The organism is Marinobacter sp., from assembly GCF_014859525.1.
Taxonomy (GTDB): Bacteria; Pseudomonadota; Gammaproteobacteria; order Pseudomonadales; family Oleiphilaceae; genus Marinobacter.
On the sequence record NZ_JACUUB010000001.1, the window covers coordinates 74,057 to 95,308 of the forward strand.

The following is a 21,252-nucleotide window of genomic DNA, read 5'->3' on the forward strand; positions in this document are numbered from 1 at the left end:
ATGAAACACGAAATTGTAGAAAAGAACCTGGGCCTGATGATTCCTCTGATCATCCTGGCCATCAGTGGCGGCTTCCTGGCAGAAGTAGTGCCCCTGTTTTTCCAGAAAGACGTCAATCAGCCGGTTGAGGGGCTTGAGCCCCTCACGGCTCTTGAGCTGGAAGGCCGGGACATCTACATCCGCGAAGGTTGCCACGTGTGCCACACACAGCAAATTCGTCCTTTCCGCGCAGAAACAGAGCGTTACGGCCACTACTCCGTTGCGGGCGAGTTTGTTTATGATCGTCCGTTCCTGTGGGGCTCCAAACGTACCGGTCCTGACCTGGCCCGCGTTGGTGGTCGTTACTCCGATGCCTGGCAACGGCAGCACCTGTATGATCCGCGCAGCGTGGTGCCCGAGTCCAACATGCCGGCTTTCCCCTGGCTGTTTAAGGACCGCGTGAGCCACAACACCATCGAAGCCCGCATGAGAACACTGCAAACTCTCGGCACGCCCTACACCGATGAGCAAGTTGCCAATGCTGCCTCAGAGATCGAGGGCAAGTTTGAAATCGAAGCACTTGTCGCATACCTGCAGCAGCTGGGTACTGTGATTTCGGACAGGCGGTAATCCAATGGATATTTACGAGTTACGCGGTCTTCATTCACTCCTGATCATGGCGATCTTTATTGGGATCATTTGGTGGGCCTTTAGTGCCCACCGTAAAAAAGCTAATGACGAGGCAGCTCAACTGCCCTTCTCAGAAGATGACGATGAAGTAGCAAAGCGTACTCTCGAACAGGAAAAAACGGAGAAGAAACAATGAGTACCTTCTGGAGCATCTGGATCAGCGTGATCGTGCTCGGTACTGTCTTTGGCTGTGCGTGGCTGCTTTGGGCTACCCGCAAAAGCCAGACGACGGACACCGAAACCGACCGCACAATGGGCCATTCCTTTGACGGCATCGAAGAGTATGACAACCCGCTGCCCAAATGGTGGTTCTACCTGTTCCTGGCAACCTGCGTCTTTGCACTGGGTTACCTGGCACTCTACCCTGGCCTTGGCAACTATCAGGGTCTCCTGGGCTGGACCTCGGCCAATCAGTGGGAAGCTGAAGTAGCCGAAGCTGATGAAAAATTCGGCGAGATCTACGCGCAGTTTGGCAACACGCCGATTCCTGAACTGGCGCAAAACGAAGACGCCATGAAGATCGGTCAGCGTCTTTACGCCAACAACTGCTCGGTTTGTCACGGCACGGCAGCGCGTGGCCAGGTGGGCTTTCCCAACCTGACCAACGATGACTGGCTGTGGGGCGGCGAACCAGATCAGATCTGGCACAGCATCGCCAAAGGTCGTCAAGGCAATATGCCCGCTAAAGGCACCATGCCTAACATGACCAATAGACAGGTCGATCAGGTGGTAAACTTTGTTCTCAGCTACAGCGGTCGCGAGCGTGACGCAGAAGCCGCAGAAGCCGGCGCTGAAGTGTTTGCACAGGCGTGTGCGGCCTGCCACGGCGCTGACGGTAAAGGCATGACAGCCATGGGGGCGCCCAACCTGACAGACAATATCTGGCTGTACGGCTCCACCTACGAGTGGATTCGTGAGACCGTAGAACACGGTCGTCAAAACCAAATGCCCGCACAGGAAGGTCGCATGACCGACGACCAGATCCAGATTGTATCTGCCTATATTTATAGTTTGTCGAACTGAGTCAGACCGGCCGGGAACAATCCCCGGCCAGTCTTCTCAACCCTGCATCTGCCTCGCGGGTGCAGGCTTGAGAAGATCAGCAGACCCCCCGAGGCCCGCTCCCTGCATCATCACCCTTTGGGAGATACCATGAGCAATGAAATCCCAGTCAAACAGGTAGACCCATCCTCCGAGCCTTCCAATAAAAAATCCAAGCCGGAAACCATCGATCTCTACGCAAGTCGGGAAAAGATATATGTTAAAGAAGTAAAAGGCTTTTTTCAGAAGATCCGGAATGTCAGCCTGACCCTGCTCATGGGTATGTATTTCCTGTTTGTATGGTTGACCCTCGATGGCCAGCCGCTGATTCACTTTGATCTGCCCGCCCGTGAATTTCACCTGTACGGTGTTACCTTTTTCCCAAAAGACTTTTTCCTGCTGTCCGGAATGCTGATCATTTCAGCCTTCGGTTTGTTCTTTATTACCACGCTGTTTGGACGGGTGTGGTGTGGCTATACCTGCCCACAAACCGTGTGGACCTTTATCTTCATGTGGATCGAGGAGAAGGTAGAGGGTAGCCGCAACAAGCGTATGAAGCTGGATAAAGCACCCAACTCTTCCGAGAAGATCGCCAAAAAATCCATCAAACACGGCTTATGGTTATTGTTGGCACTGGCCACCGGTCTGACCTTTGTCGGCTACTTTTATCCCATTCGAGAGCTGATTGTTGATGTATTCACCCTTAACGCCAACGGGTGGGCGTACTTCTGGGTTGGATTTTTTACCGTTGCCACTTATCTGAATGCAGGCTGGATGCGCGAACAGGTTTGCCTGTACATGTGCCCCTACGCCCGCTTTCAGTCCGTAATGTTTGATCCAAACACCAAGGTCGTCTCCTATGATCCTAATCGCGGCGAGCCCCGAGGTGGACGCAAGAAGCAAGTGTCGCCGGCAGACGTCGGTCTCGGTGATTGTATAGACTGCGGCCAGTGTGTTCAGGTCTGCCCTACGGGCATCGATATTCGGGATGGCCTGCAATATGAATGCATTGGCTGCGCCCTGTGCATTGACGCCTGCGATGAAGTCATGGACAAAATGAACTACCCGAGAGGCCTGATCCGATACACCACCGAAAACGAGCTTGAAGGCAAGACTTCCAAACTCCTGAGGCCAAGAACCTTTGGCTACGGTGCTGTACTGGCACTCATGATCGGAGCGATCATCTTTACGTTAGTAACCCGGGTGCCCGCGCAAATGGATATCTTGCGCGACCGGGGTGCATTGTTCAGTTTCAATGGCGAAGGCCGGATCGAAAACTCCTATACGGTCAAAATCCAGAACATGTCAGAAATACCCCACACCTTCGAACTGTCTGTTGAGGGCCTCGATGATATCCGAATTCTGACAACCACTACCCTTGTTGTTAACAGCGGCGAAAATCGCACATTGCCCACGGTGGTGGACGTTCCACCGGAATCGATCACAGATACCAACAGCACCATAATCTTCCACGCTAAATCAGTGACAGATTCTTCTTTGAACCTGGAAACTGAAAGCCGCTTTGTTGGTCCAAGGCCCCGGCAGTAGTCGGGCATTGGATAAAATACATTAATCAGAGATTGGCAAGACATGACTGAAAATAACCCCGTAGCTCCCTGGTATCGGCAGCCCTGGTTCTGGTTTCTCACCATTTTCCCGATAGCAGCCATCTTCTCGGGCACAACCATACTGGTCGTAGCATCCAGTCTGGACCGCTCAATGGTCACAGACGACTACTCAAAAGAAGGTCGCGGTATCAACATGGCGATCGCAAGAGACCAGAAGGCGCTTGATCTTGGGCTCAAGGGCGGGCTGACCGTCGATGGGCGCAGTGCCAAGCTCACCCTCGACAATGCCGAAGGTCCGGTTGATTACCCGTACCTGATCATGAGTTTTTACCATCCGACCAAAGCTGACCGTGATCGTATTGTCCAGTTCCGCCGGGTTACCGATGGCGAGTACACCGGCAACATGGTGGACAACATGGACGGCCGCTGGTATTACGACATCCAGGGCCCGGAAAACGACTGGCGAGTGAAGGGCGAACTCTGGCTCCCCGCTGAAAGTACACACGCTGTCAAAGCGACAAGCTCTACCCAGGGGTGAACGCCCTGAATTGCTTCCATTGCGGCGAGCCAGCGGACGGCAGCCCGCCAATTACTCTTGAACTGGACGGTCAGGACAGGCACTTTTGCTGTCAAGGCTGCAAAGCCGTTTGCGAAACCATTCGAAATGAAGGCCTTGCTGGCTTTTACCAGTTTCGCACAGAGTCGGCCATCACTCCCCGCGAGCTGACCCGTTCAGAAACCGATCGCCTGAAAGAGCTGGACCACCCGCTGGTTCAAAAATCCTTTGTGGCACCGGTCAAAGGTGGCCAGGAAGCGAATCTGCTGATCAGCGGCATCACCTGCGCAGCCTGCATCTGGTTACTGGAAAACCACCTCAAGCAACACCCCGGCGTTCTGGCTTTCTCGATTAATCACAGCACCCAGAGGGCGCGTCTGGTCTGGGCCCAAAACCAGACCCGCCTGAGCGATCTGCTGATTGCCATCCATCAGCTTGGCTACACTGCCCGCCCCTACCAGGCAGACGAAGCCGAACAGACCCTGAAAGCTGAGCACCGCACCATGCTGATCCGGTTGTTGGTTGCCGGCGCCGGCTCGTTCCAGACCATGATGCTGGCGTTCCCGCTCTATTTTGAGCTGATCAGTGAGTTATCTCCGGAATTTGTCAGTTTCTTTCGGTGGTTTAGCCTGATCGTTGCAACGCCGGTCTTGTTATACAGTGCGCGGCCGTTTTTCGAGAATGCCTGGCGTGACTTTTCCACCAGGCATCTGACCATGGATGTGCCAGTGGCCATTGCTATCGGCCTGGCTTATGCCGCCAGTGCCTGGGTCACCGTTTTTGGTGGCGAAGAGGTGTATTTCGAATCGGTTTGCATGTTTACCTTCTTCTTGCTGCTGGGTCGTTATGTGGAAGTGCAAGCCCGTTACCGGGCGGGCCTGACAGGCAGTGCCCTCGCCGGATTTCAGCCAACCGTTGCAGCCAAGGTGAGCGATGGCGAAACAGACATAGTGCCGGCCCATGAAGTTAAAGCTGGCGACGTCATCCGCGTGCGCCCGGGCGAGACACTGCCGGTAGACGGAGAGATCGTTTCTGGTGAATCCACGCTCAACGAAGCAGCCTTGACCGGCGAATACCTGCCCGAATCCCGAGGCCCGGGCGACACCGTTCATGCTGGTAGCATCAACGGGGAAAATCCGCTGGATATCCGGGTCGTCAAAGCCGGTGCGGAAACCAGGCTTTCCGGTATCCTCCGGATACTGGACCGGGTGCAGTCAGAGAAGCCACCGGTGGCTCGACTTGCGGATCGCATCGCCGGAAAGTTTATTCGCCAGGTGCTGATACTGACGCCCCTGGTCTGGGCGGGCTGGGTTCTGGCCGGCGCGGGTAACGCCTTTGATATTGCCTTGTCAGTGCTGGTGGTCACGTGCCCCTGCGCGCTCTCTCTCGCAACCCCAACGGCGCTCACCTCGGCCACCATGCGTTTGCGCAAACTCGGCTTTCTGCCCACCAAAGGCCACACGCTGGAATCCCTGAACAGCATCGACACCGTGGTGTTTGATAAAACCGGAACACTGACCCGCGGCGAGCTTACCCTGACCGATAACCAGACCTATGGTGACATGGACCAAGCCAGCTGCCTGAAGCTGGCCGCCGGCCTTGAAAAACATTCTGAACATCCGATTGCCAGGGTCTTCCACGAATGCGCATCGGTGGTCGTGGAGAATGTGAACAACCATCTGGGCGGCGGCTTATCCGGAACCTTTAACGGCCGACCGGTATTTATCGGCCACAAGGCGTTCGTTGAGCAGCACACCTCCGCCCCGCCACCCGATGCGGAAACCGCGTCTGGCATGGAAATCTGGCTCGCCACCAACGATCAGTGGCTTGCCAGTTTCCAACTGGACGATCAAATCCGGCAAGACGCCGCGCAAGCCATCAAGGCACTTAATGATGCGGGTATACAGACCCTGCTTCTGAGTGGTGATCGATCGGCCCACGTCCAGCAGGTTGCTGAGTCACTGGGTATCAAAACAGCAATTGGCGAAGCCTCTCCGGAACAGAAACTGGACGTGCTGGAACAACTTCGCGCCGACGGTCACAAAGTAATGATGGTGGGGGATGGCCTGAACGACCTGCCCTCCATGGCCGGTGCCGGTATCTCGGTGGCTATGGGCACTGCCGCCGATCTGACCCAGTTGAAAGCCGATGCCGTGCTGATGAATGGCCAGCTGATGCAACTGCTCGAGGCTATCAAGGCAAGCCAGCAGACCCGCCGGGTTATTCGACAGAATATGGTCTGGGCCTTCGGCTACAACGTGGCCGCCTTGCCCCTCGCGGCAGCAGGCCTGATCACCCCATGGATGGCAGCCATCGGTATGTCTGCCAGCTCTCTTGTGGTGGTGCTTAATGCCTTGCGGCTGGGCTCATCATCACAAACATCCAGCCACGAACCCGATGCGGTTGGCTCTCAGGCTACGGCTTGATACCGTAGTGGCCTACTTATCGTTTAGGAGCGCATTGTGCAGATAGTCATGTTCCTGGTCCCGCTGATGCTGATCCTGGTGACACTGGGCGTTGTGTTGTTTTCCTGGGCGGTGAGGAACGGCCAGTACGACGACCTTGAAGGGCCGGCCCATCGCATTCTCTATGATGACGACAAAGACATGATTCCGGAAGAATCACGCCAGCCTGAACCTGAGCCCGAGACCGATACAAGCAACAAAAGCACCGAAGCCAGCGAACGTATCGCCAAAACAGACCAACCGGATAACAAAGCCTGAATGCCCGCAGAACTCTACATCAGTTACTCCAGCGCCTTTTTGATCGGATTGCTGGGTAGCACACACTGTCTTGGCATGTGCGGCGGGATCAGCGCCTCCTTGTCGATGACTCTGCCGGTCGGCAGGGGCTTTCGTTTTCGGCAGTCACTGATGCTGCTGGCGTTTAATCTGGGGCGGGTAGGGAGCTACGCACTGATCGCCGCACTGATTGCCATCCTGAGCACCAGTATGGCGGGCCAGGGCCGATGGGCCGCCCTGCTCTTGATGACACTTGCCGGAATTCTGTTGATTTTTATGGGGCTGTCCATGGGCCAGTGGTGGCAGGGCATCCGCATCGTCGAAAAAGTGGGGGCGCCCGTCTGGCGGATGCTGTCACCGCTGACCAAACGCTTCATACCGGTTAATCATCCGGGGCAAGCATTGGCACTGGGCGCACTATGGGGCTGGTTGCCCTGTGGCCTGGTTTACAGCACGTTGGGTTGGGCTGCACTACAACCAACGGTGCCCGCGGCGGCCCTGACCATGTTCTTCTTTGGCCTGGGGACATTGCCGTCTATGCTGGCCACCGGTTATGCCGCAAACTGGATTCGGGGTCTTCAGAGCAACCGGGGTTTTCGCAAGATCAGCGGTGGCCTGCTGATCTTGTTCGGTTTATGGACCCTGCCCCTGCAGGCACTGATCCACTGATCTCCCCTGACCACCGGGGGCGCTTAGAGATTCAGGACATCCAATCGGCCAAAATCCGGCTCCGGACTGGCTGTTTGGACCGCCTGGCGCTTTCCGCCCAGTCGCTTGCCCTCGCGGAAATCATAGAGATTCGGATCCGCCAGATGCGACGGCTCAACATTGCAAACCGCCCGAAACATGGTTTCCAAACGGCCCGGGTGCTGCTTATCCCAACCTTGAAGCATTTCCTTGATGACCTGCCGCTGCAGGTTCTCTTGAGATCCGCATAAATTACAGGGAATAATCGGAAACGCCCGAATTGCGGCGTAGCGGGCAATATCTTGCTCGCGAGCGTACGCCAGCGGTCGAATCACGGTATTGCGGCCATCGTCGCTGTGCAACACCGGCGGCATGGTCTTCAACTTGCCGCCGTAAAACATATTCAGAAACAACGTTTCTAGCAGGTCATCCCGGTGGTGGCCCAGCGCAATTTTGGTAACGCCGTGTTCCTCGGCAAAGTTATAGAGAATGCCTCGTCGTAACCGTGAACACAGACCGCACGTGGTCTTCCCTTCAGGCACTTTTTCCTTAACAATACTGTAGGTGTCTTTCTCGATGATGTGATATTCAATGCCGAGAGACTCAAGGTATTGTGGGAGTATCTCCTCAGGAAAGCCGGGCTGTTTCTGGTCAAGGTTCACAGCAATCAACTCGAAAGCGACGGGGGCACTCTTCTGCAGATTCAGCAGGATATCCAGCATCGCATAGGAATCCTTGCCACCGGACAGACAGCACATCACCTTGTCACCGGCCTCGATCATCGAGAAATCGGCGATTGCCTGCCCGACATCACGGCGCAAGCGCTTCTGCAGCTTGTTCAATTCCAGTTTCTGGCTACGATCCTGCTCTGAAACAGGTGGCTGTTCGGGATTGGCGATCATTGATTGAGACATACTCTTGCACGTTCACGGGATAAGTGAACAGGCGATTATACGCGTCACATAGTTTCAGGGACAGGATAGCAACATGGATATGTTGAACTTAAAAGAACCGGTCATCGGAAAGCGCGCACAAAACCGCATTCGCAACCGTAATGCCATACTGACTGCAGCGCGGGACTGTTTCCGCGAAAACGGCTACGAAAACTCCAGCATTCGCGATATCGTTCGCAGAACCGGCCTGGCCGCAGGCACTTTCTACAATTATTTCTCCAGTAAACAGGACATCTTTGCAGCGCTTCTGGCTGACTTTCTCACCCTGTTGAACGATGACATGAGCCGACACCGGCGCAGCGCCCGATCATCCCACGATTTCATTCACCATGCGTACCTGGCGCTCTACTCGGCCACCGCCAGAGATCCGGTTGTCTATGAGCTGGCCCATCAGAATCAGCGCGCACTGCGCAACCTGTTCGGCTCTGACATTCTGGGTCTGGCCATGCTGTCGCTGGAAGAAGACGTCCGCGACGGCATCGCCCGCGGCCTCCTCCCCGATCTGGACCCGGAGTACCTTTGTGCGGCATTTTTTGGCGTCGCCTACGACATTAGCTTGTCGGTAGCCAGACGGGTCAATCACCAACCGGACCGGGGCCAGGAAGAAGCGGAAAAAGCCGCACGATTTTCAACGGCTCTTTTTTTAGGCGGACTGCCGGCCCTTGCAAAACTTTCAAGCCAAAGCTGACTCGCTTACCATAGTCACATGGAACGCTTCCCCAAAAGAACAGGCCAACAATCAAAACCTGCCATGACTGGCAACGATGATTCATGGTTAACGCAGCACATACAGCATTTGTTGGTGGCCGTTGAGCATGAGTTGAGAGTCGCCGGCCCCGCCGGGCTGAGCGAGCTCGACCTGATCAAGTCACTGCAAAGAGACCCCTGGGCGCTGATCGGGACGGTTAACTACTCCGCCCCCGACAAACTTTACCCGGTGCATTTTCTGCTGTTTCACGTGCTCTATACTCTACGGGACCAGCTTGCTCTGACCGGAGAGGCTCTGATCATTTCGCCATTGCGAGTAATCCTCCAGAACCAGCAAACCATTGCCGGTTCTGGCTTGCCCGACGAAGAAGACAAACTCAGAGCCTTCTACCTGGACTTGTCCCAATACCATATGTCCGACGCCTCCATTCAAACCATGATGGACGATTTCTGGACCGGGCACACTCGCTCAAGACCCGATTTACCGGCCGTTTCAGAGGCTGCGTCAGCGCTGGGTTTCTCGACATTGCCCGTGCAGTTTGCGCCCATCAAACAACGATTTCGCAAGCTGGTGATGCAAGTGCATCCTGACCGGGGTGGCGACACCAAAGCCATCCAGAAACTTAACGAGGCCTTTTCGGTCTTGAAAGCACACTATGCCTAATTCATTTCACTTCAATGCAGGACTCACAACAACCATGATCATAATCAAACGGTTAAGAATCCTCACACTGATCGCAGCCCTCTTGATGGTAGGTAACGCAGCCAAAGCCGACCTGGTGATTTTGCAGTATCATCATGTGGATGACAGCACACCGGCGGCAACCAGCACCTCTGTCTCACTGTTTGAGGCTCAGCTGCAAATGATCCAGGAGTTGGATCTGGAGGTCGTGCCTTTGCTCTCAGGCACCCGACAGGCTCTGGCAGGCGAGCTTGAGACGTCACGCCAGATCGCCATCACCTTTGACGACGCGTACGAATCAGTCTACAGCGCTGCCGTGCCCATTCTTGAACGCTTCGGTGTGCCCTATACGATTTTTGTGAACACTGATGCCATCGGCTCCCGAGGTTATATGACCTGGGATGAGATTCGGGAGCTTGGTAAACTCGAACACGTCACCATTGCGAATCACAGCACCGACCATGCTCATATGGCACGCCGAACCGGTGAACCCGAAACCCAATGGACATCCCGGGTAAACCACAGTCTTGACGAGGCCCAAAAAGAACTCAAGCGCAAACTTGGGATAGACGAACCCATGTTTGCTTATCCATACGGCGAGTTCGATGAAGCTCTAGAAGCAAAACTAGCCGAACGAGGATGGTATGGTTATGGGCAACAATCCGGCGCGGTTGGCCGCTGGTCCCATGACACCAGGTTGCCACGATTCCCTATGGCCAACGCTTACGGCCAGCTCGGAAGCCTGAAAGACAAACTGTTAAGCAGGGCCTTCCCTGTGCCGGCAAAAGATCTTCCCGATGGTGTTATAGATTCGAATCCACCAGCCATGAGCTTTCCTCTTGGCGAGCAACTGGACGCCAATCGCCTCACCTGCTTTGCCTCTGGCATGGGCCGTATCGACTTCACGGTCACCGACGGCATAGTGCGTGTAAAGGCCCCAAAGGCGTTTCAAAGTCGTCGTTTCCGTTATAACTGCACTCACCCAGCCGGTCAGGGCAGCTTTTACTGGTTATCCCAGCAATGGCTGGACCGCGACAAGCCAGAAGACTAATTCCGCTAATCGGCAAACGTAGCGATGCCCAACTCGCCAATACGGACGTGGGGTATCGCTGCCGGGCCACGCGGAGTCTTAATAACCGTTTGGCCTTGCAGGTCATCTGCAGTGGTATAAATGATCAACCAGCGCTCGCCCTGGCCCGGAAAAACCGGCACTTAAGCCTCGAGATAACCCCGTTGACGCCAAGTTTCCTGGGGGTAAAGCGATCAACTGGAAGGATGAGCGCCCCGATGTCATCCCAGGGCCCGACGTTGCCACCGCATAACGCAAGCCAGGGCTGCAGCGGCTCATCACAACGTAAAAACGAAGCCGATCAAGGCATAGCTGATCAGAGTAACGACCACCACACCGATCAGGTTTAACGCGAAGCCGGCCCGAATCATGTCTGAAATTCGCATATGCCCGCTCGAGAACACAATGGCGTTTGGCGGAGTGGCCACCGGCATCATAAAAGCACAGCTGGCGGCGATCGCCGCCGGCACCGTCAACAGCAGGGGTGACAAGTTCTGAGACATCGCCAGAGCGCCCAGCAACGGCAGGAACGCCGCAGCGGTCGCAGTGTTACTGGTTACCTCGGTCAGGAATATAATCACAACGGCGACCAGAGCCACCATCACCAAGGTTGGCAGCACACCGGCAGCCCCCAAACTTGCGGCTATCCATTCGGCCAGTCCAGAGCTGCTGATCACACCCGCCATGGCCAACCCGCCACCAAACAGCAGTAACACGCCCCAGGGCAGCTTGCTCGCAGACTCCCAATCCAGCACAAAGGTGCGATCTGCAGTATTGACTGGAATGATAAACATCGCGATGGCGGCAGCGATCGCGATCCCTGTATCACTGAGCCAAGGCATGAGTTCGGCCGACAATAACGGCCGAAAAATCCAGGCACTGGCTGTTAGAACAAACACCGTAGCCACCAGTTTTTCGCCCCGGCTCATTGCACCCAGCTTGGTCAACTCTTCACGAATCATTTCGCCACTGCTCGAAGATTCGCTAACGCCGAAGTCTTTCCTTGTAAGCCACCACCATGCCAACACCAGCATGATCACTGATACCGGCAGGCCCAGCAGCATCCATTGGGCAAAGCCAACCGAGATGCCCTGATTTTCGCTCAGATAAGCCGCCAATAAGGCATTGGGCGGCGTACCGATCAGCGTAGCAATACCACCAATGCTGGCAGAGTAGGCAATCGCCAGAAGTAATGCAGTCGCGTAGCGCCGGACACCCTCAGGGTTAGAGGGGTCCATCATCGCCACAACAGACAAACCAATCGGCAACATCATGATGGCGGTGGCGGTGTTACTGACCCACATGCTAAGAAACGCCGTTGCCAGCATAAAGCCTGCGATCTGGCGCTTGGGTTGATCGCCTACCGCTCTGAGCGTCAGCAGTGCAATCCGGCGGTGTAAATTCCAGCGTTGCATCGCCAGGCCAAGGGTAAAACCGCCCAAAAACAGGAAGATAATCGGATTGGCATAAGGTGACGTAGCCTGGCCTATGGTGCCCAATCCGAGGGCAGGTATCAGTACGATCGGCAACAGAGCAGTGGCCGGAATGGGAATGGCTTCAGTTGACCACCACGTTGCCATCAGCAGCATCAACCCTAAGGCAGACCAGGCTTCCTGGCCCATGGTTTCAGGAGCCGGCACCACCCAGGTGATCAGCAAAAAAAACGCTCCCAGAATAAGGCCGACAACCTGACTTTTAGGCAACCCCTCGCGTTTATGTTCTGCGGACTGCTGCTCGGTCATTTGGTACCACTCTGGCTGGTTGGTTTAAGTCCATATACTTAATTGTCGGCGCAATTTACACAAACCGTGGTATATGGCAAGACCTGCAAACGTCTTGGGTCGATCGTTTCACCACAACGCTCGCATTCATCGCCAAGACCTTGGTCAATTCGATCCAGTGCATGGGCTATCTGAACGAGTTCGGTTCGGGTCTCATGTTCCAGGGAATCCACCACCTCATCGTTCTGAGTTTGCGTAGCCTGCTCTTCAAAATCCTTGTCAAGCGCCCCGGTTTCGCGACGCTGATGGGCTTGGTAACGTGCCAGTCTGTCTTCAAGATCGGATTTGAGAACTTCCAGTTCGGATTTACGATTGCTCATGACGCTCTTCCTTCGGGTTATTGGTCGACATTACTTTGAAGGATATGCTGAACTCGCGATTGACGCCTGTCAAAATAGCGTCATTCTTCATAAGGTAAACTGAGACATCAGTCATCCAAGCTACAAAGGAGTTGTAACCTATGAACACCGATCTTTTCGAAAAAGCCAATCGCCTGAACGAAACCCTGTTCACCCAGTTCACCAAGGCCACCGAAATCCAAATGGAAGCCTTCCGCCGTTATGCGGACGTTGCCATGGAGCAGGCTCGCAAAGTATCAGAAGTCCGGGACCTGGATGGTCTGAAGCAAGTCACATCCGAGCAGGCAGAAACGCTGAAATCACTGAGTGAGCAATTCACCAGCGACTGGAAAACCTGGCAGGACTACCTGAACGAGACCCGTGAGCAGGTGCAGCAAGTATTCGCCTCTGACGTCACCGAACCTGCAAAAGAAAAGGCCTCAGCTAACAAGGCCAGTGGCAACAAAACCACAGCCTGATCAGATCAGTGCTGCAAAGGTCGGAATGGCGTCGCTGTTCCGGCCGTTTTTTTATCGTTCGGCAGGAGCCTGTCATGTTCGGTCTGGATTTCATCAATAAAACGGCAAATCAACTGGTCAAGAGCTTCGAGGACAACGTCCGGCAAGGCCAACAACATATCGAAAACTGGCTTGGCGATAGCGGTATGGTTGACCACGCTAAACTCTCCACCTTGAGCGAGGCCTCCGACGCTTACCGAACGATGGCAGAAGACCTGCTGTTGCATCCGCTGCGGTTTGCCGGCGCAGAAATCGATCTGGCCAAGAAACACCTGAGCCTGGCCCGCTACACACTCGCCAGACTGACCGGCAAACAACCCGAGCCTGTCACATTGCCAGATCCGGACGACCGCCGTTTTCTGGCCGAGGACTGGCAAAAACATCTACCGTTTGACGTATTGCAACAGGCTTACCTGATCAATTCCAAAGCGTTCCTCAGCTGGGTTGAAAACATGGAGGCCCTACCCGGCCCAACCCGCGATCAAATGATGTTTTATGCCCGTCAACTAACGAGCGCCCTGTCACCATCCAACTACCCGCTCTCAAATCCCGAGGTACTGCGAATTACCTGGGAGCGTAAAGGGATGAACCTGGTAGACGGCGCCCGCAATCTGATTGAAGATCTTCGTCAGAATCCGAATCTGTTTAACGTGGGCATGACGGACCGCTCGGCATTTGAGGTCGGCCGCAATCTGGCCAACACACCTGGCAAAGTGGTGTACCAGAATGAACTGATGCAACTTATCCAGTATGCGCCCACCACCAAAACCGTGGCCAAGCGCCCGCTGTTGATCGTCCCGCCCTGGATCAACAAATTCTACATTCTTGACCTGACCGAGAAGAACTCGTTTATCCACTGGCTTGTCAGCCAGGGACAGACAGTGTTCGTGGTGTCCTGGCGCAACCCCGGACCAAAGCAAAAAAACAAAGGCTGGGATGATTACATGGCCCTTGGTCCAGTTGCTGCCATTGAGGCCGTGCAGAAGGCCACCGGCGAGGAGCAGATGAACGCGATCGGCTACTGCATCGGCGGCACACTGCTGGGCTCCACCATGGCCTGGCTAAAGAAGAAGCAGCGTGACCCGATTGTCAGCACAACCTATCTGACCACCCTGCTGGACTTCTCAGATCCCGGCGGTATCGGTGTGTTCATCACGGACCATGCCATTCGCGGGATTGAGCAGGCCATGGACAAAAAAGGCTATCTGGACGGCCGAGCCATGGCCTTTACCTTTAACCTGCTGCGTGAGAACGATCTGTTCTGGTCGTACTGGACCAATAACTACCTGAAAGGCCTGAAGCCCGCCGCCTTTGATCTGCTCTATTGGAATACCGACGGCACCAACCTGCCTGCGCGGATGCACAGCTATTATCTGAGAGAAATGTACCTGCACAATCGACTGGTTGAGCCAGATGTGCTGACCATGGGTGGCGAGAGCATCAACCTTGCAGAGATCGAGGTTCCCTCATTCTTCCTGTCTGCGCGGCAAGACCACATTGCCAAATGGAAAACCACCTATAAAGGCGCCAAAGCCTATGGCGGCAACGTGAAGTTCGTGCTGTCAGGTTCTGGGCACATCGCCGGTGTGATCAACCCGCCCTACAAAGAGAAATATGGATACTGGACCAACGACAATCTGAGCGACAATTCAGACGACTGGTTCAACGGCACAGAACATCACCCGGGCTCCTGGTGGCCGTACTGGAAAGCATGGATTCAGGCGCACGAGGGCGAGCAGGTATCCGCCCGACAGCCGGGTGATGGCAAACTAAAGGCTATTGAGGACGCGCCGGGCAGTTACGTAAAAGTGAAGGCCGCCGAAGCCGGTCGTGAATAGGCTTTCTTTCTGACATCGATAACATCAGGGCAGCCTGTGGCGCAGCCGCTCCCGGTATTGCGCATCCATCCTGTACACCGGGCTGCCCGCCGGCATACTATCACCCGGAATAACGGCCAAAACTGCACACTGCCTTTGTGCAACCTGATTTATATCAATTACCTACCAATCGTTACCCTAAGTTCCACCTTAGTCCCATTGTTGAGCACCACTGGACCACCGACACTACGTTGCCCTTGCATAGAACAACAAAAATAGTCCGATCCCGAGACTCATCACATTGGAGACCAACCGTAATGATGTATAAGAAACTGCTGCTCGCAGTCTGCTTGCTGCTGGGCAGCGCTGTGGTCTATGCCGAAACGATCAAGATTGGCCTGAACTACCCCCAGACCGGTCGCTACCAGGACCAGGGCCTGCAACAGCGCCTGGGCGCCTACCTGGCCGTGGATGAGATCAATCAGGCTGGTGGAGTTCTGGGGCAACGTCTGGAACTGGTCATCCGCAATTCTCGTGGCGAGCCCGACCAAGGCGCGAAGAACACCGCTGAGTTGATTGACCGTGAGGGCGCACAAATGGTTTTCGGTGGAGTGTCCAGTGCCGTCGCCATTTCTTCTGGTAAGGCCGCGCGTGAGCGCAATCGCCTCTACTTCGGGACGCTTACCTACTCCAATGCCACCACCGGCAGCGAAGGCCATAGCCATATGTTCCGGGAGCCTTACAACGCCTGGATGACCGCAAAAGCTCTGAGCCAATATCTGAACCGTCATCACGCCGAGCAGAACTACTTTTACATCACCGCCGATTACACCTGGGGTTGGTCGGTTGAGGAGTCGGTTCGCAAATTCTCAAACACGGAAGACACGGAAACTCATCAGGGCGTTAAGACCCCCTTTCCGAGAGCCTTGACCAGCGATTTCAGAAAAGCCCTCGAGCAAGCTGCACAGAGCGATGCAGAGGTTTTGATGCTGGTCCTGTTCGGCGACGATATGGTTCGTGCCCTGAATGCCGCCTATGAAATGGGCCTGACCAAGCGCATGCAAGTGGTGGTTCCCAACCTGACCCTCGGTATGGCACGGCAGGTAGGCCCCACCATTATGGAGGGTGTGATAGGCGCAGCACCCTGGGTGTGGAACCTGCCTTACGAGAATAACTACCAAAGGGGTAAAGAGTTTGTTGAGGCGTTCTCCAACCATTACGATATGCGACCGTCGTCTTCAGCCGCGTCTGCTTACAGTATTGTCTACCAATACAAAGACGCCGTAGAGCGAGCTGGCAATACCAACACCCGGGATGTGATGCGCCAATTGGAAGGCCACCGTTACACCTTGCTCAAAGATGAACAACACTGGCGAGCCTTTGACCACCAGAATGTTCAGACGGTCTACGTTGTCAGAGTGAAGCCCCGTGAGACGATCATGGCCGATCGGTTCGGTTCGGATTACTTCGACATCATTGATTCCATGTCCGGCGACGAAGCCGCCCAAACCCGGCAAGAGTGGGAAGCTCGACGCCTGGCCTCCGGCAAACCCGCTTCACTCTGAGCCAACGCAGCTCTGAAACCCAGGCCCGGCGGCCAAAATTCCACCGCCGGGCACGCCCTATCGTGCCCCCATCGCTTTACCCTTTCGCCACATTCTTTGATAATCGATTCCTATTATGAGGGAAGATCAGGAGCAGGCGCGCGTGACGATGGAAAGCAGTGGTCAACGAATGGAAGCGGAACATCCGTCAGGCGTGGCTGATCAATGTGATCTGCTGGTAATCGGCGGCGGTGTCAACGGCACGGGTATCGCCATGGACGCCGCTGGCCGCGGCCTGAAGGTCGTGCTGTGTGAAATGAACGACCTCGCCTCGGCCACGTCTTCCAGCAGCAGCAAACTGATTCACGGCGGCCTGCGTTATCTTGAGCACTATGAATTCCGGCTGGTGCGAGAAGCGCTGGCCGAGCGGGAAGCACTGCTTGCCAACGCGCCCCACATCATGTGGCCGATGCGTTTCCGGTTGCCGCACCAACCTCACCTGCGGCCGGCCTGGATGATCCGTACCGGTCTGTTCCTGTACGATCATCTGGCCAAGCGGGAATTGCTGGCAGGCTCACGTGCTATCAGTTTCAAAGAAAACTCGCCACTCAAATCGGAGATCACCAAAGGCTTTGAGTATTCAGATGGCTGGGTAGACGATGCCCGCCTTGTCGTATTGTCAGCCCTTAACGCAAAGCGCAAAGGCGGCGTCATACTCACTCGCACCCGCTGCGTTCATGCCAATCGCGACAACAAAGGCTGGCAGGCAACCCTGGAGGACACCCTCACCGGCCATCACCGCACCATCAAAACCACGGTTATCGTTAACGCCACGGGGCCCTGGGTAAGTCGTATTTTCGACGAAAGCCTTGGTATGAAAGCGCCCAAGCAGATCCGGATGGTCAAAGGCAGTCACATTGTGGTGCCAAAACTGAACCAGGACGACGAAGCCTACATCCTGCAAAACCAGGATGATCGCATCGTGTTTGTAATCCCCTATGAGGATCAGTTTTCGTTGATCGGCACTACCGATGTGGACTTTGAGGGTAATCCGCAAGAAGCTGCCATCTCACAGGAAGAGACCGATTACCTGCTCGCCATCGTGAACCAGTATTTCCGCAGACAACTGGCGCCGAACGATGTGGTCTGGAGTTATTCCGGTGTGCGCCCGCTGATGGACGAGGAAGGCGGCACTGCGCAGTCTGCATCCAGAGACTATTCCTTTGAAGTGGACGATAAAAACCACCAGGCGCCGCTGATCTCGGTGTTCGGAGGCAAAATCACCACCTACCGAAAACTGGCCGAGGCGGTTACAGATCAGGTGTGCCGGTATTTCCCCGGCTCCGGTAAATCCTGGACTCAGAAGGCGCTACTACCCGGCGGCGATTTCAAAAACCACGCCGAACTGGAAGCCAAACTGAACGCTGACTTTCCGTGGCTCAACAGTGCGGTAATCCGCCGTTTTGCCCGCAGCTACGGCACCGACAGCTACCGCATTCTCAACCGGTGCCAAAGCCCGAAAGACATGGGCCACTGGTACACCGAAACCCTGTCGCAAAAAGAAGTGGATTACCTGATTTTTGAGGAGTGGGCCCTGAACGCCGAAGACATACTCTGGCGCAGAACCAAGCAAGGGCTGTACATCACCGAAGAGCAACAACGGGCACTGGATATGTACATCTGCCAGACAGCCCCGAGACGCCTGCCAGAATGCGCAGCATTGGCGCTGTCAAAGTAGCTTTGTGACCCAGGCCTGATCAAGCGCCGCCGCGGCACCGTAAAGACCCGTCAGAGGGTCCTGTACGACCCAGACAGGCGTTGCCGCCAGCAAGGGGCGCATTCGCCCTTTGTTTTCAAATTCGCCCCGGAAACCACTGGACAAAAAAAACGGCAGGATCGCAGGCAAAATGCCACCGCACAGATACACGCCGCCAAAACTGCCCAGCGTCAACGTGGCATTACCGGCCACCTGCCCCATGATTTTGCAAAATCGCTCCAGTGTTTGCCGGGCCAGATCACTCGATCCATTGACGGCTGCCGCAGTGACCTGTTCCGGCGTTGTCAGGGTAGCTGGCAACGCCTTGATCGTGGCTAATGCCCGGTACAGATTGAGGAGCCCTCCGCCGCAGAGCAAACGCTCCACCGACACCCGGCCAAACTGCGCCCGCAGATAATCCAGAACCTGAGATTCCGTGTCGTCGGACGGCGCAAAGTCGACATGACCACCTTCGGTAGCCAAAGGCACCCAACCCGGATGAGCCGGAATCAACGCGGACATCCCTAGCCCGGTGCCTGGCCCCATAATCAGCAACGGGCCAGGCTGGCGCTCTGCGAGAGCCCCCACGGGCACCAGCTTATGCCCAGGCACGTGCACCACACCCAGAGCCATCGCCGTGTAATCGTTTACCAGTCTGAACCGGTGCCAACCAAAGGCTTGCTGCAGTGCTTGGGTATCAAAGTGCCAGTGATTGTTGGTCATCGCAACGGTATGGCCAACAACCGGAGCCGCGATGGCAAAGCAGGCCTCAGTCACCGGGACAGACACGCCGGCAAGATAGTCGGCGACAGCGGCTTGCGGACCAGCATAGTCGCTGCATTTCAGAATACGCGTTTCCAGCAGCGCCACTGAGCCCTTCTCAACCAGGGCAAAGCGGGCATGGGTGCCTCCAATGTCCCCGACCAACGCAAGCGCCTTGGCGATCACGCCTCGTGGGTCCAGAACGCGCTGGCACCCTGCTCCGGGTTGCTGGCGCTGCGGCGCATCCAGCCGAACAGTTCGCGGCCATAGCCCTGATGATGAGCGCTCAGATCTTGAGTGGCCACACTCCGGGCGGCCAAGGCGCCCTCATCCAGCCGGACACTCAGAGTTCCATTAATCGCATCCACACACACCAGATCGCCAGCCTCAATCCTGGCCAGGGGCCCGCCATCGAGGGCCTCCGGGTAGACATGGATCGCCGCTGGTACTTTACCCGAGGCGCCGGACATCCGACCGTCGGTCACCAGGGCGACCTTGAACCCCCGGTCTTGCAGAACACCCAGGTAAGGCGTCAGCTTGTGCAGCTCAGGCATACCATTGGCTTTGGGGCCTTGAAACCGCACCACCACCACGCAGTCGCGGTTCAGATCGCCTGCGTCGAAAGCTGCCTTCAGCTCATTCTGATCATTGAAGACCACGGCCGGAGCTTCCACACAGTGGTGCTCCGCAGCCACCGAAGACACTTTGATCACCCCCCGCCCAAGATTACCCTCAAGCACTTTCAAGCCGCCATTGACGGCAAACGGCTGCCTGGCACTGCTGAGCACATCGGGGCGCAGACTCTTCTCGGGTGCGGGCTGCCAGATTAAACCAGATCCAGACAATTGTGGCACTTGTCCATACTGACTCAGCCCCGGCCCCATCACAGTATTTACATCCTCATGCAGGTAGCCCGAGTCCAGCAGTTCACGAATCAGAAAGGAGGTGCCGCCCGCATCGTGGAAGGCGTTGATGTCTTCCTGACCGTTTGGATAGATACGGGTCATCGAAGGCACCACCGACGACAATTCCGAGTAGTCGTCCCAATCGATGATGATACCTGCGGCGCGCGCGATCGCGATCCAGTGAATGGTATGATTGGTGGAGCCACCAGTAACCAGCAAAGCCACCAACGCATTTACAATGGCCTTCTCGTCCACCATATCCGCAAGCCCGACTTTGCCACCCTGGGGCCGGGATAACCGGATAGCCTGCTCGGTGGCAGCCCCTGTGAGCGCGTCCCGCAGCGGGGTATCCGGGTGCACAAACGCGGCCCCCGGCAGATGCAGCCCCATCACCTCAACCAGCATTTGATTGGAATTGGCGGTGCCATAAAAGGTGCAGGTACCCGGGCTGTGATAAGACTCGCTCTCCGCCTGCAGCAGTTCATCCTTGCCGATCTTGCCTTCGGCGTAGAGCTGGCGCACCCGTTGCTTCTCTTTGTTAGGCAGTCCCGAAGGCATGGGGCCCGCAGGCACAAAAACGGCCGGAAGGTAACCGAAACTGAGCGCTCCGATCAACAGGCCAGGAACAATCTTGTCACATATCCCCAGTAACATGACCGCATCGAACATATTGTGGCTCAGCGCGACAGCGGTGCTCATGGCAATGGTATCGCGAGAGAACAAGCTGAGCTCCATGCCCGGCTGACCCTGAGTAACCCCATCACACATAGCCGGGGTGCCGCCGGCAAACTGGGCAACCGAACCCATGCCGTGTGCTGCTTCGCGAATGACATCGGGGAAGCGATGGTATGGCTGATGGGCAGACAACATGTCGTTGTAAGCAGAGACCATGGCAACATTGGCCCGATTCATCAGCTTCAGGGTATCCTTGTCACCCTGTTGGCAGGCTGCGAAACCATGGGCCAGGTTGCCGCAGGACAATGTGCCCCGGTGCGGCTCCTGGTCTCCGAGCGCTGCCATTCTGGCCAGATAAGCCTGACGAGATGCCCGGCTGCGTTCAATAATACGGTTGGTGACCTTCAAGACTCTGGGCTGCATGGTTCTCTCCATTTTGATGGGCACGCTACGTAAGTGTACTTCCTTGCTGGAAGTCTTTC

20 protein-coding genes are annotated in these 21,252 nt (G+C 55.8%); 15 read left to right on the forward strand and 5 right to left on the reverse strand.

Going from position 1 to position 21,252, the window contains the following annotated elements; translation table 11 throughout:
* The 8 genes from ccoO to IBX51_RS00415 all read left to right on the forward strand — a co-directional run bounded on the left by ccoO (position 1) and on the right by IBX51_RS00415 (position 7,244).
* A complete protein-coding gene (gene ccoO, locus IBX51_RS00380; protein WP_291827369.1) occupies positions 1-609 on the forward strand; it encodes a cytochrome-c oxidase, cbb3-type subunit II in 609 nt (202 codons plus the stop codon).
* A gap of 4 nt (positions 610-613) precedes the next feature.
* Positions 614-805, forward strand: coding sequence for a cbb3-type cytochrome c oxidase subunit 3 (locus tag IBX51_RS00385; protein ID WP_291827373.1), 192 nt, complete (start codon positions 614-616; stop codon positions 803-805).
* Positions 802-1,692: a cytochrome-c oxidase, cbb3-type subunit III gene (ccoP, locus tag IBX51_RS00390; RefSeq protein WP_291827377.1), complete on the forward strand. Its 891-nt coding sequence runs from the start codon at positions 802-804 to the stop codon at positions 1,690-1,692. The genes IBX51_RS00385 and ccoP overlap by 4 nt, the downstream gene beginning before the upstream one ends.
* 129 nt (positions 1,693-1,821) lie before the next feature.
* A complete protein-coding gene (ccoG, locus tag IBX51_RS00395) occupies positions 1,822-3,258 on the forward strand; it encodes a cytochrome c oxidase accessory protein CcoG (protein ID WP_291827381.1) in 1,437 nt (478 codons plus the stop codon).
* Between the two features lie 42 nt (positions 3,259-3,300).
* Positions 3,301-3,816, forward strand: coding sequence for a FixH family protein (locus IBX51_RS00400; RefSeq protein WP_291827384.1), 516 nt, complete (start codon positions 3,301-3,303; stop codon positions 3,814-3,816).
* Positions 3,813-6,260, forward strand: a complete 2,448-nt coding sequence (locus tag IBX51_RS00405) for a heavy metal translocating P-type ATPase (protein WP_291827386.1) — start codon at positions 3,813-3,815, stop codon at positions 6,258-6,260. Before IBX51_RS00400 ends, IBX51_RS00405 begins: the two co-directional genes overlap by 4 nt.
* 36 nt (positions 6,261-6,296) lie before the next feature.
* A complete protein-coding gene (gene ccoS, locus IBX51_RS00410; protein ID WP_291827389.1) occupies positions 6,297-6,557 on the forward strand; it encodes a cbb3-type cytochrome oxidase assembly protein CcoS in 261 nt (86 codons plus the stop codon).
* On the forward strand, positions 6,558-7,244 hold the full coding sequence (locus IBX51_RS00415) for a sulfite exporter TauE/SafE family protein (protein WP_291827395.1): 687 nt from the start codon (positions 6,558-6,560) through the stop codon (positions 7,242-7,244). It begins immediately after the preceding gene.
* A gap of 23 nt (positions 7,245-7,267) precedes the next feature.
* Here the strand turns inward: IBX51_RS00415 and ttcA are convergent, their stop codons facing one another.
* The gene (gene ttcA / locus IBX51_RS00420; RefSeq protein ID WP_291827398.1) at positions 7,268-8,176 is read right to left on the reverse strand and encodes a tRNA 2-thiocytidine(32) synthetase TtcA; all 909 of its coding nucleotides are present in this window, start codon (positions 8,174-8,176) and stop codon (positions 7,268-7,270) included.
* Positions 8,177-8,249: 73 nt separating this feature from the next.
* Between ttcA and IBX51_RS00425 the strand changes: the two genes are divergently transcribed.
* The 3 genes from IBX51_RS00425 (at position 8,250) to IBX51_RS00435 (ending at position 10,656) form a co-directional block, all read left to right on the forward strand.
* Positions 8,250-8,903 (forward strand): TetR/AcrR family transcriptional regulator, encoded by a 654-nt coding sequence (locus tag IBX51_RS00425; protein WP_291827401.1) that lies wholly within the window; start codon positions 8,250-8,252, stop codon positions 8,901-8,903.
* Positions 8,904-8,966: 63 nt separating this feature from the next.
* The gene (locus tag IBX51_RS00430) at positions 8,967-9,587 is read left to right on the forward strand and encodes a DNA-J related domain-containing protein (RefSeq protein WP_291827404.1); all 621 of its coding nucleotides are present in this window, start codon (positions 8,967-8,969) and stop codon (positions 9,585-9,587) included.
* Positions 9,588-9,621: 34 nt separating this feature from the next.
* The gene (locus tag IBX51_RS00435; protein WP_291827407.1) at positions 9,622-10,656 is read left to right on the forward strand and encodes a polysaccharide deacetylase family protein; all 1,035 of its coding nucleotides are present in this window, start codon (positions 9,622-9,624) and stop codon (positions 10,654-10,656) included.
* 296 nt (positions 10,657-10,952) lie between these two features.
* Here IBX51_RS00435 and IBX51_RS00440 read toward each other — a convergent pair whose 3' ends face one another.
* Complete coding sequence (locus tag IBX51_RS00440) at positions 10,953-12,416, reverse strand: DASS family sodium-coupled anion symporter (protein ID WP_291827411.1); 1,464 nt, start codon at positions 12,414-12,416, stop codon at positions 10,953-10,955.
* Positions 12,417-12,454: 38 nt separating this feature from the next.
* The gene (locus IBX51_RS00445; protein WP_291827414.1) at positions 12,455-12,775 is read right to left on the reverse strand and encodes a TraR/DksA family transcriptional regulator; all 321 of its coding nucleotides are present in this window, start codon (positions 12,773-12,775) and stop codon (positions 12,455-12,457) included.
* 140 nt (positions 12,776-12,915) lie between these two features.
* Between IBX51_RS00445 and IBX51_RS00450 the strand changes: the two genes are divergently transcribed.
* The 4 genes from IBX51_RS00450 (at position 12,916) to glpD (ending at position 18,410) form a co-directional block, all read left to right on the forward strand.
* Complete coding sequence (locus IBX51_RS00450) at positions 12,916-13,272, forward strand: phasin family protein (protein ID WP_291827416.1); 357 nt, start codon at positions 12,916-12,918, stop codon at positions 13,270-13,272.
* Positions 13,273-13,346: 74 nt separating this feature from the next.
* Positions 13,347-15,149: a class I poly(R)-hydroxyalkanoic acid synthase gene (locus tag IBX51_RS00455; RefSeq protein ID WP_291827418.1), complete on the forward strand. Its 1,803-nt coding sequence runs from the start codon at positions 13,347-13,349 to the stop codon at positions 15,147-15,149.
* Positions 15,150-15,445: 296 nt separating this feature from the next.
* Positions 15,446-16,693, forward strand: a complete 1,248-nt coding sequence (locus IBX51_RS00460) for an ABC transporter substrate-binding protein (RefSeq protein WP_291827421.1) — start codon at positions 15,446-15,448, stop codon at positions 16,691-16,693.
* Positions 16,694-16,862: 169 nt separating this feature from the next.
* Positions 16,863-18,410, forward strand: coding sequence for a glycerol-3-phosphate dehydrogenase (gene glpD / locus IBX51_RS00465; protein WP_291827603.1), 1,548 nt, complete (start codon positions 16,863-16,865; stop codon positions 18,408-18,410).
* Here the strand turns inward: glpD and glk are convergent.
* Together glk and edd are read right to left on the reverse strand one after the other, a co-directional pair.
* Positions 18,402-19,376 (reverse strand): glucokinase, encoded by a 975-nt coding sequence (glk, locus tag IBX51_RS00470; RefSeq protein ID WP_291827422.1) that lies wholly within the window; start codon positions 19,374-19,376, stop codon positions 18,402-18,404. The two genes, glpD and glk, sit on opposite strands and share 9 nt — an antisense overlap.
* Positions 19,373-21,193: a phosphogluconate dehydratase gene (gene edd / locus IBX51_RS00475; RefSeq protein WP_291827425.1), complete on the reverse strand. Its 1,821-nt coding sequence runs from the start codon at positions 21,191-21,193 to the stop codon at positions 19,373-19,375. Before edd ends, glk begins: the two co-directional genes overlap by 4 nt.
* Between the last annotated feature and the right edge of the window lie 59 nt (positions 21,194-21,252).

Coding starts and splice junctions, on each gene's coding strand:
- ccoO (WP_291827369.1), top strand. CDS start 1: ATGAAACACGAAATTGTAGAAAAGAACCTGGGCCTGATGATTCCTCTG.
- IBX51_RS00385 (WP_291827373.1), top strand. CDS start 614: ATGGATATTTACGAGTTACGCGGTCTTCATTCACTCCTGATCATGGCG.
- ccoP (WP_291827377.1), top strand. CDS start 802: ATGAGTACCTTCTGGAGCATCTGGATCAGCGTGATCGTGCTCGGTACT.
- ccoG (WP_291827381.1), top strand. CDS start 1,822: ATGAGCAATGAAATCCCAGTCAAACAGGTAGACCCATCCTCCGAGCCT.
- IBX51_RS00400 (WP_291827384.1), top strand. CDS start 3,301: ATGACTGAAAATAACCCCGTAGCTCCCTGGTATCGGCAGCCCTGGTTC.
- IBX51_RS00415 (WP_291827395.1), top strand. CDS start 6,558: ATGCCCGCAGAACTCTACATCAGTTACTCCAGCGCCTTTTTGATCGGA.
- ttcA (WP_291827398.1), bottom strand. CDS start 8,176: ATGTCTCAATCAATGATCGCCAATCCCGAACAGCCACCTGTTTCAGAG.
- IBX51_RS00425 (WP_291827401.1), top strand. CDS start 8,250: ATGGATATGTTGAACTTAAAAGAACCGGTCATCGGAAAGCGCGCACAA.
- IBX51_RS00430 (WP_291827404.1), top strand. CDS start 8,967: ATGACTGGCAACGATGATTCATGGTTAACGCAGCACATACAGCATTTG.
- IBX51_RS00435 (WP_291827407.1), top strand. CDS start 9,622: ATGATCATAATCAAACGGTTAAGAATCCTCACACTGATCGCAGCCCTC.
- IBX51_RS00440 (WP_291827411.1), bottom strand. CDS start 12,416: ATGACCGAGCAGCAGTCCGCAGAACATAAACGCGAGGGGTTGCCTAAA.
- IBX51_RS00445 (WP_291827414.1), bottom strand. CDS start 12,775: ATGAGCAATCGTAAATCCGAACTGGAAGTTCTCAAATCCGATCTTGAA.
- IBX51_RS00450 (WP_291827416.1), top strand. CDS start 12,916: ATGAACACCGATCTTTTCGAAAAAGCCAATCGCCTGAACGAAACCCTG.
- IBX51_RS00455 (WP_291827418.1), top strand. CDS start 13,347: ATGTTCGGTCTGGATTTCATCAATAAAACGGCAAATCAACTGGTCAAG.
- IBX51_RS00460 (WP_291827421.1), top strand. CDS start 15,446: ATGATGTATAAGAAACTGCTGCTCGCAGTCTGCTTGCTGCTGGGCAGC.
- glpD (WP_291827603.1), top strand. CDS start 16,863: ATGGAAGCGGAACATCCGTCAGGCGTGGCTGATCAATGTGATCTGCTG.
- edd (WP_291827425.1), bottom strand. CDS start 21,193: ATGCAGCCCAGAGTCTTGAAGGTCACCAACCGTATTATTGAACGCAGC.